The organism is Pseudomonas sp. B10 (genome assembly GCF_900156235.1).
Lineage (GTDB): Bacteria > Pseudomonadota > Gammaproteobacteria > Pseudomonadales > Pseudomonadaceae > Aquipseudomonas > Aquipseudomonas siliginis.
Genome location: NZ_LT707063.1, coordinates 3396247 through 3412719, shown reverse-complemented (window position 1 = coordinate 3412719; position 16473 = coordinate 3396247). Strand labels below are relative to the sequence as shown.

General features: G+C 59.1%; 14 protein-coding genes. 10 read left to right on the top strand and 4 right to left on the bottom strand.

Features of this window, described 5'->3' with window-relative positions; translation table 11 throughout:
* Positions 1-14 precede the first annotated feature (14 nt).
* Genes BXA01_RS27475 through tssI form a run of 4 tightly spaced genes read right to left on the bottom strand, consistent with a single transcriptional unit; the run spans position 15 to position 4465 of the window.
* Positions 15-812: a hypothetical protein gene (locus BXA01_RS27475; RefSeq protein ID WP_331717072.1), complete on the bottom strand. Its 798-nt coding sequence runs from the start codon at positions 810-812 to the stop codon at positions 15-17.
* Positions 802-1599 (bottom strand): hypothetical protein, encoded by a 798-nt coding sequence (locus BXA01_RS15545; protein ID WP_076564590.1) that lies wholly within the window; start codon positions 1597-1599, stop codon positions 802-804. Before BXA01_RS15545 ends, BXA01_RS27475 begins: the two co-directional genes overlap by 11 nt.
* Complete coding sequence (locus BXA01_RS15540; RefSeq protein WP_076564588.1) at positions 1596-2444, bottom strand: DUF4123 domain-containing protein; 849 nt, start codon at positions 2442-2444, stop codon at positions 1596-1598. Before BXA01_RS15540 ends, BXA01_RS15545 begins: the two co-directional genes overlap by 4 nt.
* Entirely contained in the window at positions 2441-4465 is a 2025-nt protein-coding gene (tssI, locus tag BXA01_RS15535) for a type VI secretion system tip protein TssI/VgrG (protein ID WP_076564586.1), read from the bottom strand. Before tssI ends, BXA01_RS15540 begins: the two co-directional genes overlap by 4 nt.
* Before the next feature lie 699 nt (positions 4466-5164).
* On the opposite strand from tssI, the gene tssA reads away from it, so the two are divergent.
* From tssA to tssH, 10 genes are all read left to right on the top strand, one after another.
* Complete coding sequence (gene tssA, locus BXA01_RS15525) at positions 5165-6727, top strand: type VI secretion system protein TssA (protein WP_056790892.1); 1563 nt, start codon at positions 5165-5167, stop codon at positions 6725-6727.
* Positions 6728-6759: 32 nt separating this feature from the next.
* On the top strand, positions 6760-7263 hold the full coding sequence (gene tssB, locus BXA01_RS15520; RefSeq protein ID WP_016772498.1) for a type VI secretion system contractile sheath small subunit: 504 nt from the start codon (positions 6760-6762) through the stop codon (positions 7261-7263).
* A 28-nt stretch (positions 7264-7291) separates the two neighbouring features.
* On the top strand, positions 7292-8767 hold the full coding sequence (tssC, locus tag BXA01_RS15515) for a type VI secretion system contractile sheath large subunit (RefSeq protein ID WP_076564584.1): 1476 nt from the start codon (positions 7292-7294) through the stop codon (positions 8765-8767).
* A gap of 9 nt (positions 8768-8776) precedes the next feature.
* Positions 8777-9184, top strand: coding sequence for a type VI secretion system baseplate subunit TssE (gene tssE, locus BXA01_RS15510; RefSeq protein ID WP_007920274.1), 408 nt, complete (start codon positions 8777-8779; stop codon positions 9182-9184).
* Positions 9185-9195: 11 nt separating this feature from the next.
* Positions 9196-9699 carry a PAAR domain-containing protein gene (locus BXA01_RS15505; protein WP_076564582.1) on the top strand — a complete coding sequence of 168 codons (504 nt, stop codon included), beginning with the start codon at positions 9196-9198 and terminating at the stop codon, positions 9697-9699.
* A 5-nt stretch (positions 9700-9704) separates the two neighbouring features.
* Positions 9705-10556 carry a hypothetical protein gene (locus tag BXA01_RS15500; RefSeq protein WP_076564580.1) on the top strand — a complete coding sequence of 284 codons (852 nt, stop codon included), beginning with the start codon at positions 9705-9707 and terminating at the stop codon, positions 10554-10556.
* Entirely contained in the window at positions 10553-10930 is a 378-nt protein-coding gene (locus BXA01_RS15495) for a hypothetical protein (protein ID WP_076564579.1), read from the top strand. The genes BXA01_RS15500 and BXA01_RS15495 overlap by 4 nt, the downstream gene beginning before the upstream one ends.
* A 108-nt stretch (positions 10931-11038) precedes the next feature.
* Complete coding sequence (gene tssF / locus BXA01_RS15490; RefSeq protein ID WP_024014825.1) at positions 11039-12826, top strand: type VI secretion system baseplate subunit TssF; 1788 nt, start codon at positions 11039-11041, stop codon at positions 12824-12826.
* Positions 12790-13797, top strand: coding sequence for a type VI secretion system baseplate subunit TssG (gene tssG, locus BXA01_RS15485; protein WP_056790879.1), 1008 nt, complete (start codon positions 12790-12792; stop codon positions 13795-13797). Before tssF ends, tssG begins: the two co-directional genes overlap by 37 nt.
* Positions 13798-13808: 11 nt before the next feature.
* Entirely contained in the window at positions 13809-16466 is a 2658-nt protein-coding gene (gene tssH / locus BXA01_RS15480) for a type VI secretion system ATPase TssH (RefSeq protein ID WP_076564577.1), read from the top strand.
* The last annotated feature ends 7 nt before the right edge of the window (positions 16467-16473 follow it).

The following is a 16473-nucleotide window of genomic DNA, read 5'->3' as shown; positions in this document are numbered from 1 at the left end:
TGAGTGTTGGGTTCCTACCCGAAATCGGTGTAGCTCAGCGTCGCCATCACCGACAGCTGATAAAGGTTAAGCGCGCAGAACGCTTCGCCTGTCGACAGCATTGGCCGTAGCGCTCTCATCGGCCGTACTTCCAGCACATGGTGTTTGTTCGGCAGCAGTGCGACGCCCTTGGGCGGCGGCGGGGAAAACCCCAACTCGACGGTGGCCATCTCCGCCGCACTCAGGATTGCGTGCAGTCCGCCATCCGCGGCGGTTTTATCGACGAGCGTGAAGTCTCTGGACTTCGCCGCCGATCGCATGAGCTTGTGCGCCGCCCTTTTCGGAGGGTCGCGACGAGCAGCCAGCGGCGGCAGGTGGGCGATGTGTTTTACCAGTTCACTGACTTCGACCTGGCAGTACGCATCGGTTTCGGACAGGTCCTTGGCGGGGTTGGCCTGGGTGCGAGTGCCTGTTTTGTGGAAGAAGCGGGTTTTTTCGGCGCGGACTTGGAGTTCGGTGATGGGGAGAGGGTAGTGCGGTCGTTCCTTCAGTCGCGCATATACTTCCTCTTTACCCTGATAAAACTGACTGAGCTTCAGGGTTACGGGACCGCGGTAATGATCAAGAACTTTTCCGGAGCCCGAGGAATCCAGTTTGCCGGTATAAACAATATCTTCATAATCGACGGCTTCGTAGGTCAAACCGGCGTAGGGTTTGCCATCACCGAACTCGTCCACCAATTGAAAACTTGTGGCTTGTCCGCGTCTTGGGCAGGCGTGGATGTTGCCTTGCATAAAGGCCGCAATGCCGGAATCTGTCGGCTCAATGCTCATGGGTCTGATCCTTGTTTTCAGTGCAATCGGGGTAAATAGTGCAGATGCGCTCGTCTACCATCCTGAATGTGCTGAAGTCTTTGTAATTGCCGAAACAGAACGCATCCTGATCCTCAAAGGCTTTCCCCATGCAGCGCTTCCATCCGCCGGGCACTTTTACCCACGTGTCACCAAAAGCGGGCTTTTCCCGCTCAGATAATTGGATTTTCAGAGTCACCGTTTTTCCAGAAAGCTGAGTCAGCGTGTACGCCGTGAAAGGACGGCTCCGCCCGACATTGCCCTGTGCATCCATTTTTTTGCAGGTCAGCAGTTTGATCAGATAACGCTTCGGGCCCACCGTGCGAAAAGACCACATGCACTCACCAAAGAACTCAGCTGTCTCGTCATCTCTGAAACTACCCATTTGTCGCTCCAGCAACTCCGGACGTACAGCAATCGAGGCGTAGTCATAGCTGAAGTTGCTTCGCCCTGAACCATAAATACCGATGACCTTGATCTCGATGTAATTCAGCGCCAGAGGACATTCGCTTACGGTTCTGTACAGCGGGATCTCGGAAGTCCCTTCGTACTTCATATTGGTTTTGTTGTATCCCAGCTGAGTGTTTCTCCCGCCAGGCACGGTGCATGTTTGGCCCTTGGCCGGAACATAGGTAGCCGTCAGGTCGTATTTGAATCCGGGCGGAAAATCCGGAACAAACATAAAGGTGTTCGGGGTCTTCACCGTCGTACAACCCACCAGCAATCCCAGGCAACCACTCAGCAGCAACCCTCGTTTCAAGTTCCTCATCGTCCTACCTCTCCCTGCCAATACAACGCTTCCTGATATACCCGCTCAAAATGCATCGCCGGATCTTCACCGGGTTTGGGCAGCCATGATTTGCCTGGCCGATATCCCGGTAACTGCAAACTGCGCGTCAGCAAGAAATGCACGTGCTCCGGTTGTTGCCAGCCCCATAAGTGCGTCAGTTGAATCAGGCCCCACAACCATTCATCGACGTCGAGCTGTTCGGCCAGCGTGGCCATGGCTTCGGTGTGTTCGCCGACCAGGTAACGGCGGGTGTTGTCGAACAGCACGTTGGCGTAGATCAGCTCCGGGGTCGGCGTGTGCAGCCAAGGCGGATCCATCGGCAGCGGGTGGTGGCCGGGGTCCGGGTTGTCGATGGCGTTCCATCGTTCTGCGTGCCAATAGCAAACGCTGTTGAATGGCCCGAGAAACGCGGCGCGGTGCTCGGGTTGCAGGTGCGCCAGCGCACGGCCCAGAACCCGGTTGTCATGCACGCGGTACACCGCCTGATTCGGACGTTCGCCGGTTATCAGGCGCTCGCGCCAGTGCGCCGCCAGCGCGTCAAGTTCGACGTGACGGGCACTGGCCAGCCAGCCCCAATTGCGCTCGGGCGTGGCGAGCAAGGTTTGGATGGCGGGATGCTGCGCCGTATCGATTTGCAACAGCAGCGGGCCGGTCGGCACCAGCGACTCGGCCGGCGTGCCGCTGTAGAGCGGACGAAACCGCTCGGTGCCGAGGTCGCGGGTCAACGCAGCGTGCTCTGCGCTTTGGCCGTCGGTGTCGAGCATCAGATACAGTTCGCAGCCGGCGCGGGACTGAGCGTGCAACCATTGTTCGACCGGGCTCATGCGACTTCTCCCAGCTCGCACAGACCCGCTGCGCAGGCTTCGCACAGCGGGCAAAAATCCGCTGCCTGCTGGCGGGCACTGTTGACGATCGACAGCGGCGTGGCGTTGATCGCAGCTGGCAGGCCGGCCTCAACTTGCAGCGTTTGTAGCGGTGCGAGACCCGGCAGTGGCGCGCCGCCCTGAACGATGGGCACGCTGCTGAAAATCCCGCCGGCATTGATCACGATGTGATGACCGCCCGCTGACAGCGTCAGGCTCATGCCGGCATCGATCACCACGTTGCTTGCCGTGACATGCGCCTGCTGGCCGGCCTGGATCACCAGGGCGCCCAGGGTCTGGCTGCTGGTGCCGCTGACCTGCAACAAGTCGTCGGCGTTGATTACTGTGCTGCGCAGTCCTTGATGAGTGCGCGAATCCTTGCCCTCGATGAGACTGGTGCTGTCATTGCCGACATGCTCATGGCGGTCGCGAGTGATCAGGCTGCGGCTGTCGTTGAGGATCAGTTGCTCGAGGTCGCGCTGCGCGCGCAGGTAGATCTTCTCCTGCCCGGCGCGATCCTCGATCGACAGTTCGTTGTAGCCGCCATTGCGCGGTGAGCTCTGGCTGCGTAATACCGTGCGGGTTTTACTCGCCGGCAAGGGATGGGCGACGGCATTGACCTTGTTGACGATGCAGCCGGTAATCAGCGGTTGGTCCGGGTCGCCTTCCTGGAAGGTCACGACCACTTCCATGTCGACCCGGGGAATGGTCACCGCACCGAATCCGTCACCTGCCCAACTGGAAGCTACGCGTAACCAGCAGCTGCTTTTTTCGCTGTTGCGTTCAGCGCGATCCCAGGGAAACTCGACACGAACCCTGCCGTACTCATCGCAGAAGATCTCTTCTCCGGGAGGCCCGGTAACGCGCGCGGTCTGGCAGACCAGCAAGGGTCTTGGCGCGGGCAAAGGCGGACGGTAAACCACCTCTGCGGGAATGGCCCTGAAGGTATTGCGGTAGCCCTGGGAAAAACCATCGGCAGGTTTCGCCTCGCTGCTGAAAACCTCTTCGAGCACTGCCGGTTGCTTGCCTTCGTGCCTGAGACTGACCAGCAGCCACAACTCGTTGCAGTCGGCCCTGGGATGTTCGCTCAGCTCGAACAGGTGACCGCTGCGCAAAATCGGCTGATTGCTTTTGCCTTCAATCCATTGATAGTCGCTGCGATGGCGCTCCAATGCCTGACGCGCCAGCTGTTTGCCGTGCTTCTCGGACTTGATCAGCAGTGGATAGCGATAGTCCTCCAGAGCCGGCGTGAATTCTGCGGTGAAGCGGCTTTCCAGCAGCAGGCTTGGCCGCTTGAGGTCATAGTCGCGGCGGGTGACCGTGCTGGTACGTGTGTTGAAGCCCATGCTCAGGTGGTTGACCACCGGGTGTTCGGCGACCATGCCGCTATCGACCCTGAAGGGTGTGGTGCCCAATTTGCGCGCGAACACCGGGCTGTCGCTGAACACCAGCAAATGCCTGTCGAGCGAATGCTGGTGGTGCCAGGCAATACCCTCTTCGGCGCACAGGCGCTGGATGAACAGGAAGTCGCTTTCGCCGTATTGCGTGCAGTACTCGCGAGGCTCACCGGCGGCGACATTGAACGTGAAGTCATCGGCCTGGATGCCATGGCCTTTGAGCACTTGCGCGATGATCTGCGGCACTGTCAGCTGCTGAAAAATCCGCTGGTCGTGGCTCATTTGCAGATAATGCAGCGCCGGTACCAGTGACAGCTCATTGCGGGTCAGGCGCTTTCCCGATTCCCCGAGCATGACATTTTCGATCCGCCCGTGAATGCCTTCGCCCGCTAACCCGAATTGCAGAAAAGCAGGCTGGCTGAGCAGGCTTTCCAGATCGAAGTCCGCGTGCTCGCTCACCAGCTCGATGCGAAATGCGTACAGTTGACTGATTGCTTCGGTGCCAGTGAACGCGAGCACCTTGAAGTCGTGACGAATGGCCGGGATATGCAGTGAGAATGGCGCGCAGTGGCCTTTGCCGAACATGGGCTTGTCCTTAAGCAAAGTGAGTCAAAGCGCGATGCCGTCCTCCCTGATCGCCGCGCATGAAAAGTTGCCAGGGCAAGCTAGCGGCGCGGCAAACTAATTGATGTAAGAAGTATCCCTGATATTTGTCAGAGTATTCCGGGTGTGGAAGTCTTGGTCGGGATGGGAGATGTGTCTGTAGGACGCGGCTCGGATAACTATCGAAGTGCCAGTATTTGCCGGGGAAGTAAAGTTTCAGAATAATGAAATGCCATCATTATAGTGGCACCTTTTGCATTGATCGTTGTCGCTGCAAACTTCTCGATGGAACCCGGTCATTTTAGGAAGTGTCCTACTTCTATTTTTTTTTTAATTTGGCATGCTGCACGCCGCTCGAGGGTGCGGGCTTCAGGTAAACTCGCCCGGCTGCGGCCGAGGCTCTGGGACAATGGTTTGGCGGGAGCCGGGAAAATGCGCTGATCAATAAACGGCATCAGGGAAACCCCTGCGACATATAGGGCGATCTCCTACAGACCTCAATGAACAGTTCGTCTTGTTGTTTAATCAGATGCTTGCTAGTGGCCATCATAGTGATTACGATGCGCCCACTTGAAAGAGCACATCTCAATTGGATGAGTCGCTGAACTGCTCTTCGATACTGTCCCGCGTTGCTGAAACTCCATTCACGCGCATGACTGTAATCCTTAATAAAGGCCATGGATGTCCTACTCAAGCAAACTTTCCGCCCATTACCTCGAACTCGCAAAAGTCTCTGTTTCCAAAGAGAATTTCGCGGGCGAAGACGTTCGTTTTTCGAGCGAGTTCGAGGCGCTGGAAAGTGAGCTGGCCAAGGCTTCGTCGATGCACGAAAGCGGGCAGATCGACTGGCTGAAAATCCGCGAAAACAGCGAAAATCTGCTGCGTACCCAATCCAAGGATCTGCGTGTCGGCGCCTGGCTGACCTGGTCGCTGTACCAGCGCGAATCCTTCCCCGGGCTGCTCGCCGGCCTCGGTCTGCTGCACCATCTGTCGGAAAACAACTGGGCCGACGTCCACCCGCTCAAACCCCGCACCCGTGCCGCCGCGATCGGCTGGCTGGTGCCGCGTCTCGAGCAGGTCATCACCGAAAACATTGCGATCAAAGAGCAGTTGCCGATGTTCCGGCAGCTCTCCGAGCACCTGGCCGGCCTTGAGGCCGCGTGCACTGAACATCTGGGCGATGACGCGCCGCTGTTATTGCCGATCTCCCGCCGCCTGAAAACCATGATCCAGCGTGCCGCCGACAACCAGCCGGCCCCCGGCGTGGTGGGCGCGGCGGTGGCGCAGGTCAAGCAGGCCGCGACCCAGTTGCTCACCCCTGGCGCGCCGATCGACAACGAACGCGATGCGCACAAAGCCCTGCGCGCCCAGCAGGACAGCGCCCGGCCGTTGTGTGCCTGGTGGCTCAAGCAGAAGGCTACCGACCTGCGCGCCCTGCGCCTCAATCGCACGCTGTTGTGGATGACCATCGACGCAGTGCCCGAGCGCAACGCCGAGCAGATCACCGTGCTGCGCGGTCTGCCGCTGGAAAAACTCAAGCTCTATCAGGACCGTTTCGATCAGGGCAAATACGCCGACCTGCTGGTGGAACTGGAGGCGAGCCTGGCGAAGGCGCCGTTCTGGTTCGATGGCCAGAGGATGGTCTGGGAATGTCTCCAGAACCTCAACGCCGAGCTGGCCATGCGCGAAGTGGAAATCCACTTCGCGCTTTTGATTCAGCGCCTGCCGGGCATCATCGAGTTGCGCTTCCATGACGGCGCGCCGTTTGCCGATCCGTCCACCCGGGCGTGGATCGCCGCCAACGTCATGCCGCACCTGCAAAGCGCCAGCGCGCCGCGCAAGGTCGAAAGCGAGAACGTCGAAACCCAGCCGGCCTGGGAAAAAGCCCTCGAGGAAGTCCAGCCGATCCTGCGCAAGGAAGGTTTGAAGCCGGCCGTGCAGATTCTCAAGCAGGGTCTGCAATCGGCCCACGGTGGTCGTGAACGCTTCTTCTGGCAGTTCACCCTCGCGCGGCTGTGTTTCCTGGCCAAGAAATACGAACTGGCCAAGAACCAGCTCGAAACCCTCGATCAGACATTACAGGACTCAGGCCTGCACGCCTGGGAGCCCGATCTTGCATTGCAAGTGCTGCACCTGCTGCACAGTTGCTGCGAGTTGTTGCCGCAGAACCACGCCGTACGTGAAAGCAAGGAAGAGATTTATCGCAGGCTGTGCCACCTCGACCTCGAAGTGGTACTCGAATAGGCCCCAGGGCCACAACCGCAAGGAGAAAAGCCATGGCCAAAGAAGGCTCGGTAGCCCCCAAGGAACGCATCAACGTCACCTTCAAACCCGCCACCGGCGGAGCTCAGGAAGAGATTGAACTGCCGCTGAAGCTGCTGGCAATCGGTGACTACACCCACCGCAAGGACGATCGCAAAATCGAAGATCGCAAGCCGATCAGCATCGACAAGATGACCTTCGACGAAGTGTTGGCCAAGCAAGAGCTGGGTCTGACGCTGAGCGTGCCGAACCGTCTGCAGGAAGATGGCGAGGCTGAAGAGCTGGCCGTGCAATTGCGCGTCAATTCGATGAAGGACTTCAACCCGGCCAGCCTGGTCGAGCAAGTGCCTGAGCTGAAAAAACTGATGGAACTGCGCGATGCGCTGGTGGCCCTCAAAGGCCCGCTGGGTAACGCACCTGCGTTCCGTAAAGCGATCGAAGGCGTGCTCGCCGACGACGAATCCCGCGGTCGCGTACTCGGTGAGCTGGGCCTGAACGCCGCAGCCCCGGACGCCTGAGACTCCAGTAGCCAAGGAAGCCAACACAATGAGCACTAGCGCAGCACAAGAGAAGAGCGCCGCCAGCGGCGAATACAGCATTCTCGACAGCATCATCGCCGAAACCCGTCTGACCCCGGACGACGAAGCCTACGACATCGCCAAGCGTGGCGTGTCGGCGTTCATCGAAGAGCTGCTCAAGCCGCAGAACAACGGTGAGCCGGTCAAGAAAGCCATGGTTGACCGCATGATCGCCGAGATCGATGCCAAGCTCAGCCGTCAGATGGACGAAATCCTGCACCACCCGGACTTCCAGGCTCTGGAATCGTCGTGGCGTGGTCTGCAGTTGCTGGTCGACCGCACCAACTTCCGCGAAAACATCAAGATCGAAATCCTCAACGTCTCCAAACAAGACCTGCTGGACGATTTCGAAGATTCGCCGGAAGTCATGCAGTCGGGCCTGTACAAGCACATCTACACCGCTGAATACGGCCAGTTCGGTGGTCAGCCTGTGGGCGCGATCATCGCCAACTACTACATGTCGCCAAGCTCGCCAGACGTCAAGCTGATGCAGTACGTGGCCAGCGTTTCGTGCATGTCGCACGCGCCGTTCATCGCTGCCGCCGGGCCGAAATTCTTCGGCCTGGAAAGCTTCACCGGCCTGCCGGATCTGAAAGATCTGAAAGACCACTTCGAAGGCCCGCAATTCGCCAAATGGCAGAGCTTCCGGACTTCGGAAGACTCGCGCTACGTTGGCCTGACCGTGCCGCGTTTCCTGCTGCGCAACCCGTACGATCCGGAAGAAAACCCGGTGAAATCGTTCGTCTACAAGGAAACCGTTGCCAACAGCCACGAGCACTATCTGTGGGGCAACACCGCTTACGCGTTCGGTACCAAGCTGACCGACAGCTTCGCCAAATTCCGCTGGTGCCCGAACATCATCGGCCCGCAGAGCGGTGGCGCGGTTGAAGACCTGCCGTTGCACCACTTCGAAAGCATGGGCGAAATCGAAACCAAGATCCCTACTGAAGTTCTGGTTTCCGACCGTCGTGAATACGAACTGGCCGAGGAAGGCTTCATCTCCCTGACCATGCGCAAAGGCTCCGACAACGCGGCGTTCTTCTCCGCAAGCTCGGTGCAGAAGCCGAAGTTCTTCGGCATCAGCGCAGAAGGCAAGGCGGCAGAGCTGAACTACAAGCTCGGCACCCAACTGCCGTACATGATGATCGTCAACCGTCTGGCTCACTACTTGAAAGTGCTGCAGCGCGAGCAACTCGGTTCGTGGAAAGAGCGTACCGACCTCGAGCTGGAACTGAACAAGTGGATCCGTCAGTACGTTGCCGACCAGGAAAACCCGAGCGCCGAAGTGCGTGGCCGTCGTCCGCTGCGCGCTGCGCAAGTGATCGTCAGCGACGTTGAAGGCGAGCCGGGCTGGTACCGCGTGAGCTTGAATGTGCGTCCGCACTTCAAGTACATGGGTGCCGATTTCACCCTGTCGCTGGTTGGCAAGCTGGACAAAGAGTAAGAGCGACTCATGGACGGATACGGCAGCCTGTTCGAACGCCTCAACGGCGACGCACAACTACGCAAGGGCAACAGCCTTGAGGCTTGTGCCATGGCGTCAGTGGCTGCCCATCTGGCCAAAATGCTCAGCACCCGGGCCGGCAGCGTGCAAACGCTGGCCGACTACGGGTTGCCCGATCTCAATGACATGCGCCTGAGCCTGCACGACTCGCTGAGTCAGGCCCGCCTGGCCATCGAAAACTTCATCGAAGCCTACGAGCCACGCCTGAGCAACGTGCGTGTCATTTCCCTGCCGCGTGACCACGATCAACTTCGCCTGGCCTTCAGTATCGAAGGCCTGCTGGAAGTCGAGGGTTTCAAGCGTCAGGTCAGTTTCTCCGCGCGCCTGGATGGCAGCGGTCAAGTCAAGGTCACCTAAGGAGATCCCCGATGTCTGGCAAACCCGCAGCACGCGTATCCGACCCCACCGCTTGCCCGCTCCCCGGCCACGGCACCAACCCGATCGCCGCCGGTTCCGGCGACGTGTTCTTCGACGGCCTCGCGGCCGCCCGCCAAGGCGATGTCTCGGCGTGTGGTGGTGCGATGGTCGGCGATCTTGCGACAACCGTGTTGATCAACGGCAAACCGGCTGCGACCGTAGGTTCGGTTGGATCTCACGGCAATAAGGTCACGGCCGGATCCGGGACGGTGATTATTGGCAATTCGCATACGCCGGCGCCGTTTGTGCCGCCGGAGCCGGTCATCATTCCTGGAATATTCAATCGTGTCTTTGAATTCAAAACCGCAGATGGAAGAACGGTTGAAAATTTAAACTACATCATGCGCTCTGATAGCGGGATTGAGAAAACAGGCTCAACGTCAACAGGCATGTCAGGTGGTTTTTCAACTGGAAAGACGGCAGAGCCTGTAACTATATATATTTCGGCGGACTAGTAGGTATGGAGACCGTAATCAACATCGATGGTGTCGCTTACACGTTTGTGACTCAGGACGAGGTGACTACACTTAAAGTTCTTACCGAAACAACTGAGAGCAAGGATACAAAGCCGAAGAAAGTTGACCTTCCGTTGGCCTGGATTATTACGCGAAAAAGTGGTGTGCCACTCTTCGCCTTGAAACCGGGTAAGGATGACTCTCCATTCAGAATTATCACTGCGGAGAAACTATACGCAGAAAAGGGTCAGTGGTTCGAACCGTTGGCCAGATATTATAGAGAGCTTGTCTGGATCAACCCGGAAACAACGCAGGCCGGATCAGAATCGCATGCGGCTTATAAACATGTTACTTGGCAGGAGCTGATCGACTTCGCAATCGTCGACCGGTTTTCATTCACTTTTCACTCTGGAATGCCGGGTGACTGGAAATTCCGTGCCGTGGGCGGTGCTGAGTTCTTGATGGTGTTCATGGAGGATAAACCGTATTGGACTGATGGCATTGGCCAGGTGCCGTTTGCGGTTAACACCTATAGAAAATATCTGCGAGAAACAAAGCAGGTAGAACTCGCAATAAAGCTGGCTGGTGAAACGGGTGTGACCTGGGGCGACGGCAAAGCCTATACCGGAGCAGAGCGAGGACCGAAAGACGTTTACGATAACTTCATCATATTGCGAGGGATATTGTGGGCAAAAGAAAACTGCAAGTTGGTTGTGAAAAAAGACACGGTATACGATAAAGGTATCCCGCACACAATTGAACTTACTGACGCACCTTATGTGTCTGTATCGAATGCGAAGTTAATAAATCCAATTTCGCAAGGCGATATGGATCAGTACGGGGCATGGAATAAATGAAAGCTCGTCGCTTAGTTGCCTGTATTCCACACCTGATAGTATGTGCCCTGTATATTCCTTTGCATAACTACGGTGTCGACGTATATATCGATATGTATGGCGGGTTGACATCGAGAGGTATCGGCATCGGTATGACGCCGGATCTAATGGTTCAGTATTTTGTGGTGATGAACGCTATAGCGTTTTTTGTCCCCAAGCTGAAATTAAAGGTCCTGTCTGTCTCATTAATGCTGGGACTTATTTTGTACTATTTTTTGCCTCACTACCCCGTCCGTGCGATGGCTTACACCTCGATGGGTGGTGTCCTGACTTTTGCGGCGATATTTGCTGGCCAATTGATTGATCGCGTTTTTTTTTTCAAATCGAGAAGTTAAAGCATGACTGTTGGGCGTTATGGCCGACATTGCCCGCGGGGAGTTTCTTACCCGCATGAACTGTTCTGCTGTTTTTTTAAATGAGTTCCACTACCAGGCAGGTACACCGTGTCCTTTAACCACTACTACCAAAGCGAACTCACCGCACTGCGCCAGCTCGGTCGCCGTTTCGCCGAGCGTAGTCCGGCGCTGGCGCCGTATCTGGGGCAGGCCGGGCGGGATCCGGATGTAGAGCGGTTGCTCGAAGGCTTTGCATTCCTCACCGGGCGCCTGCGCCAGAAGCTCGATGACGAACTGCCGGAGCTCAGCCATTCGCTGATGCAGTTGCTGTGGCCGAACTACATGCGCCCGCTGCCGGCGTTCAGCATTTTGCAGTTTGATCCGCTCAAGCGTTCCGGGCCGGCGCTGCTGGTCGAGCGCGATACGCCGATCGAGAGCAAGCCGATAGAAGACGTGCGCTGCCGCTTCCGCACCTGCTACCCGACCGAAGTGCTGCCGCTGGATCTGGCCGCGCTGAATTACTCGGTCAAGGGCGACGGCTCGCTGCTGAGCCTGCGCCTGGAAATGAGCGCTGACGGGCACCTCGGCGAACTGGAGCTGAGCAAGTTGCGCCTGCACTTTGCCGGTGAGCGCTACATCAGCCAGATGCTCTACCTGAGCCTGCTGCGCAACCTCGACGGCATCGAACTGATCCCGCTCGACGGCGCCGGCAAGCCGATTGATGGCGTCAGCGGCAAGCCGATGGCGTTCAAGATTCCCGGCGACCGGGTGAAACCGGTGGGCTTTGCCGAAGAAGAAGCGTTGATCCCGTATCCGCTGAACACCTTCCGTGGCTATCGCTACTTGCAGGAATATTTCGCCTTCCAGGACAAGTTCCTGTTCGTCGACGTCAACGGTCTGGACATTCTCAAGGCGCTGCCGGAAGACACCCTCAAGCAGATGCGCGGCCTCGAATTGCGTTTCGACATTCGCAAGAGCGGCATCATGCGCATGCGCCCGACGCTTGATAACGTGAAGCTGTTCTGCACGCCGATCGTCAATCTGTTCGAGCACGACGCGCTGCCGATCCGTCTCGATGGCAAGCAGGATGAGTACCTGTTGCTGCCGGCGGAATACGACCTGGAAAACTGCGGCGTGTTCTCGGTGGAGACCGTCACTGGCTGGAAGCCCGGCGGTCTCGGTTATCAGGAGTACGTGCCGTTCGAATCCTTCGAGCACGACCCGAGTTTCGACGTGCCCAACAGCCGTCCGCACTACAGCATTCGCCAGCGTTCGTCCTTGTTGCATGACGGCCTCGACACTTACCTGAGCTTCGGCATCCGCCACACCGAAGCCCACGAAACCCTGTCGATCGAGCTGATGTGCACCAACCAGAACCTGCCGAAAAAGCTCAAGCTCGGCGACATCTGCATGGCCAGCGAGCAGACCCCGGAATTCCTCAGTTTCCGCAACATCACCCCGGCCACTCCGAGTTTCGCGCCGCCGCTGAACCGTGACTTCCTGTGGAAGCTGATCAGCAACATGTCGCTTAACTATCTGTCGCTGGCCGACGTCAATGCGTTGAAGGTGATTCTGGAAACCTACGACCTGCCGCGCTACTACGACCAGCACGCGGAGAAGGTCAGCAAGCGCCTGCTGGGCGGCCTCAAGCACATCAAGCATCACCACGTCGACCGACTGCATCGCGGCCTGCCGGTGCGCGGTTTGCGCACCGAACTGACCATCGACCCGGAAGGCTATATCGGCGAAGGCGACCTGTTCGTCTTCGCTTCGGTTCTCAACGAGTTTTTCGCGCTTTACGCCAGTCTCAATTCATTCCATGAGCTGCGGGTAAAAAGCACACAGGGAGAGGTGTACCAATGGACACCACGTATGGGCCTGCAGCCCCTGCTTTAAGCGGGCTGACCAAGGTAATACGCGAGTACTCGCTGTTTCAGGCCGTGCTGCTGGTGATCGACCGGCTGCGCGAGGCACACCCGCATCTGAGCGAAGACGATCTGTACGACCAGGTCGAGTTCCAGGCCAACCCGAGCCTGGGCTTTCCGCGCAGCGACGTCGATCGCGTCGAGTTTTTCGAAGAACACGGCAAGATGCGCGCGCGCATGCGCTTCAACCTGATCGGCCTGGTCGGCTCCGGTTCGCCGCTGCCGGCGTTCTATGGCGAACAAGCCCTGGGCGACAGCGAGGACGGCAACCCGACGCGCAATTTCCTCGACCTGTTCCACCATCGCCTGCAACGACTGATGCTGCCGATCTGGCGCAAGTACCGCTACCGCGCGAGCTTCCAGAGCGGCGCGATCGACCCGTTCTCGGCGCAACTTTTTGCGCTGATCGGCCTGGGTGGCGACGAGATCCGCAAGGCCAAGGAACTCAACTGGAAACGCCTGCTGCCGTACCTCGGTCTGCTCAGCTTGCGGGCGCACTCGGCGGCGCTGATCGAAGCCGTGCTGCGTTACTACTTCAAGCACGAAGACCTGGTCATCGAGCAGTGCATCGAGCGCCGCGTGGAAATTCTCGACGAGCAGCGCAATCGTTTGGGCCGCGCCAACAGCGTACTCGGCGAAGACCTGGTGCTGGGCGAACACGTGCGCGATCGCAGTGGCAAATTCCGCATTCACATCACCGAACTCGACTGGCAGCGATTCCATGAATTCCTGCCGATCGGTTTCGGTTACCAGCCGCTTTGCGCGCTGGTGCGGTTCACCTTGCGTGACCCGCTCGATTACGACATTCGCCTGGTCCTGCGCCAGGAAGAAATCCGCGAACTGCGCATCGGTGAGCAGAACGCCTGTCGCCTCGGTTGGACCAGTTGGCTGGGCCGCGAAAAAGCGGACGGCGTGGTGACCCTGGGCAGCAAAATTCATTAAGGACGTGAGCCATGATCAACGTAGACCTGCAACAACTCATCCAGGCGCTGGACGCCGAAACCCGTCGTGATCTGGAACGTTCGGCCGAGCGTTGCGTCGCCCGTGGCGGCAGCAAGATCCTCGTCGAAGACTTGCTGCTGGGCTTGCTCGAGCGCCCGAACGGCTTGCTGTCGCGCGCGCTGCAAGATGCTGACGTCGACGCCGGTGAACTGACCGCTGCATTGCAGTCGCGGGTCGAGCACAGCGCTTCGCGCAACCCGGTGTTCGCCCCGGAACTGGTGCAATGGCTGCAAGACGCGCTGCTGGTGGCCAACCTCGAGCTGGGCCAGACCCAGGTCGAAGACGCCGCGCTGATCCTGGCGTTGCTGCGCAACCCGATGCGTTATGCCGGCAGCCGTTATCAGCCGCTGCTCGCCAAGCTGAACATCGATCGCCTGAAAGAATTTGCCCTGTCGCAACAAGAGCAACCGGCGGCTAACGGCAAACCGGCGGCGCAGGGCGAATCGCTGTTGCAGCGTTTCACCCACAACCTGACCCAACAGGCCCGCGACGGCAAACTCGACCCGGTGCTGTGCCGTGACGGCGCGATCCGGCAGATGGTCGACATCCTCGCCCGTCGCCGCAAGAACAACCCGATCGTCGTCGGTGAGGCCGGTGTCGGTAAGACCGCCATCGTCGAAGGCCTCGCCTCGCGCATCGCTGCCGGTGAAGTGCCGCAGGTGCTCAAAGGCGTTGAATTACTCTCGCTGGACATGGGCCTGTTGCAGGCCGGCGCCAGCGTCAAAGGTGAATTCGAGCGCCGTTTGAAAGGCGTGATCGACGAAGTCAAAGCCTCGCCGAAACCAATCATCCTGTTCATCGACGAAGCCCACACGCTGATCGGTGCTGGCGGCAACGCTGGCGGTTCCGACGCGGCCAACCTGCTGAAACCGGCGCTGGCCCGTGGCGAACTGCGCACCATCGCCGCGACGACCTGGGCCGAGTACAAGAAATACTTCGAGAAAGACCCGGCGCTGGCCCGTCGTTTCCAGCCCGTGCAACTGCACGAACCGACTGTCAGCGAAGCAGTGACCATTCTGCGTGGTCTGGCTCAGGTCTACGAGAAGAGCCACGGCATCTACCTGCGCGATGACGCGGTGGTGTCCGCTGCTGAATTGTCCGCGCGTTACCTGGCCGGTCGGCAACTGCCGGACAAGGCCGTCGACGTCCTCGACACCGCGTGCGCCCGCGTGCGCATCAGCCTCGCTGCGGCCCCGGAAAGTCTGGAGCGCCTGCGTGGCGAACTGGCTGAAGGCGGCCGTCAGCGTCAGGCTCTGCGCCGCGATGCCGAGGCCGGTCTGCTGATCGACCACGAAGCGCTGGAAGCACTGGAAGCGCGTCTGGACGAAGCCGAAAGCGAGATGGTTGCGCTCGAGACCTTGTGGACTGAGCAAAAAGAATTGGCCGAGCGTCTGCTGGAACTGCGTCAGCAACTGGCCAAGGCCCGCGAAGCCGCAGCCGTCGAGCCGACCGTCAGCGTGGAAGAAGACGCCGAAGGCACCGTGATTGAAACCGTGGTCGCCGAAGTCGAAGAAGGCCAGAGCGTCGAAGCGCTGGAAGCCCAATTGCATGAAACCCACGCCGCGTTGACCGCTGCGCAAGTCAAAGAACGTCTGGTCAGCTTCGAAGTGTGCCCGCGTCTGGTCGCCGAAGTGATCAGCGCCTGGACCGGTGTGCCGCTGGCGCAACTGGCCCGCGAGCACAACGCCAAGGTCGCCAGTTTCGCCACCGATCTGCGCACGCGCATCCGTGGCCAGGAACAAGCCGTGCACGCGCTGGATCGTTCGATGCGCGCCACCGCTGCCGGTCTGAACAAGCCTGATGCACCGGTCGGTGTGTTCCTGCTGGTCGGCCCGAGCGGCGTCGGCAAGACCGAAACCGCGCTGGCACTGGCGGACCTGCTGTACGGCGGCGACCGCTTCATCACCACCATCAACATGTCCGAGTTCCAGGAGAAGCACACCGTCTCGCGTCTGATCGGCGCGCCACCGGGCTACGTCGGTTACGGCGAGGGCGGCATGCTCACCGAAGCGGTACGCCAGAAGCCGTACTCGGTGGTGCTGCTCGATGAAGTCGAGAAGGCCGATCCGGACGTGCTCAACCTGTTCTACCAAATCTTCGACAAAGGCGTGGCCAACGACGGCGAAGGTCGCGAGATCGACTTCCGCAATACGTTGATCCTGATGACCTCGAACCTTGGCAGCGACAAGATCAGCGAACTCTGCGAAGACGGCGCGCGGCCGACCGCTGAAGTGCTCGAAGAAACCATTCGCCCGGTGCTCAGCAAACACTTCAAACCGGCGCTGCTGGCGCGGATGAAAGTGGTGCCGTACTACCCGGTGGGCGGGCCGGTGCTGCGCGAGCTGATCGAAATCAAACTCGGCCGTCTCGGCGAGCGCCTGAACCGTCGTCAGCTGGACTTCAGCTGGTGCCAGAACCTCGTCGATCACCTGTCCGAGCGTTGCACGCAAAGCGAAAGCGGTGCGCGCCTGATCGATCATCTGCTCGATCAACACGTGCTGCCGTTGGTGGCCGATCGTCTGCTCGATGCGATGGCGACCGGCGAAAGCCTCAAGCGTGTGCATGCCACGCTCGACGGCAACTCCAGCGTGACCTGCGAGTTCGTCTGAGGTGGGC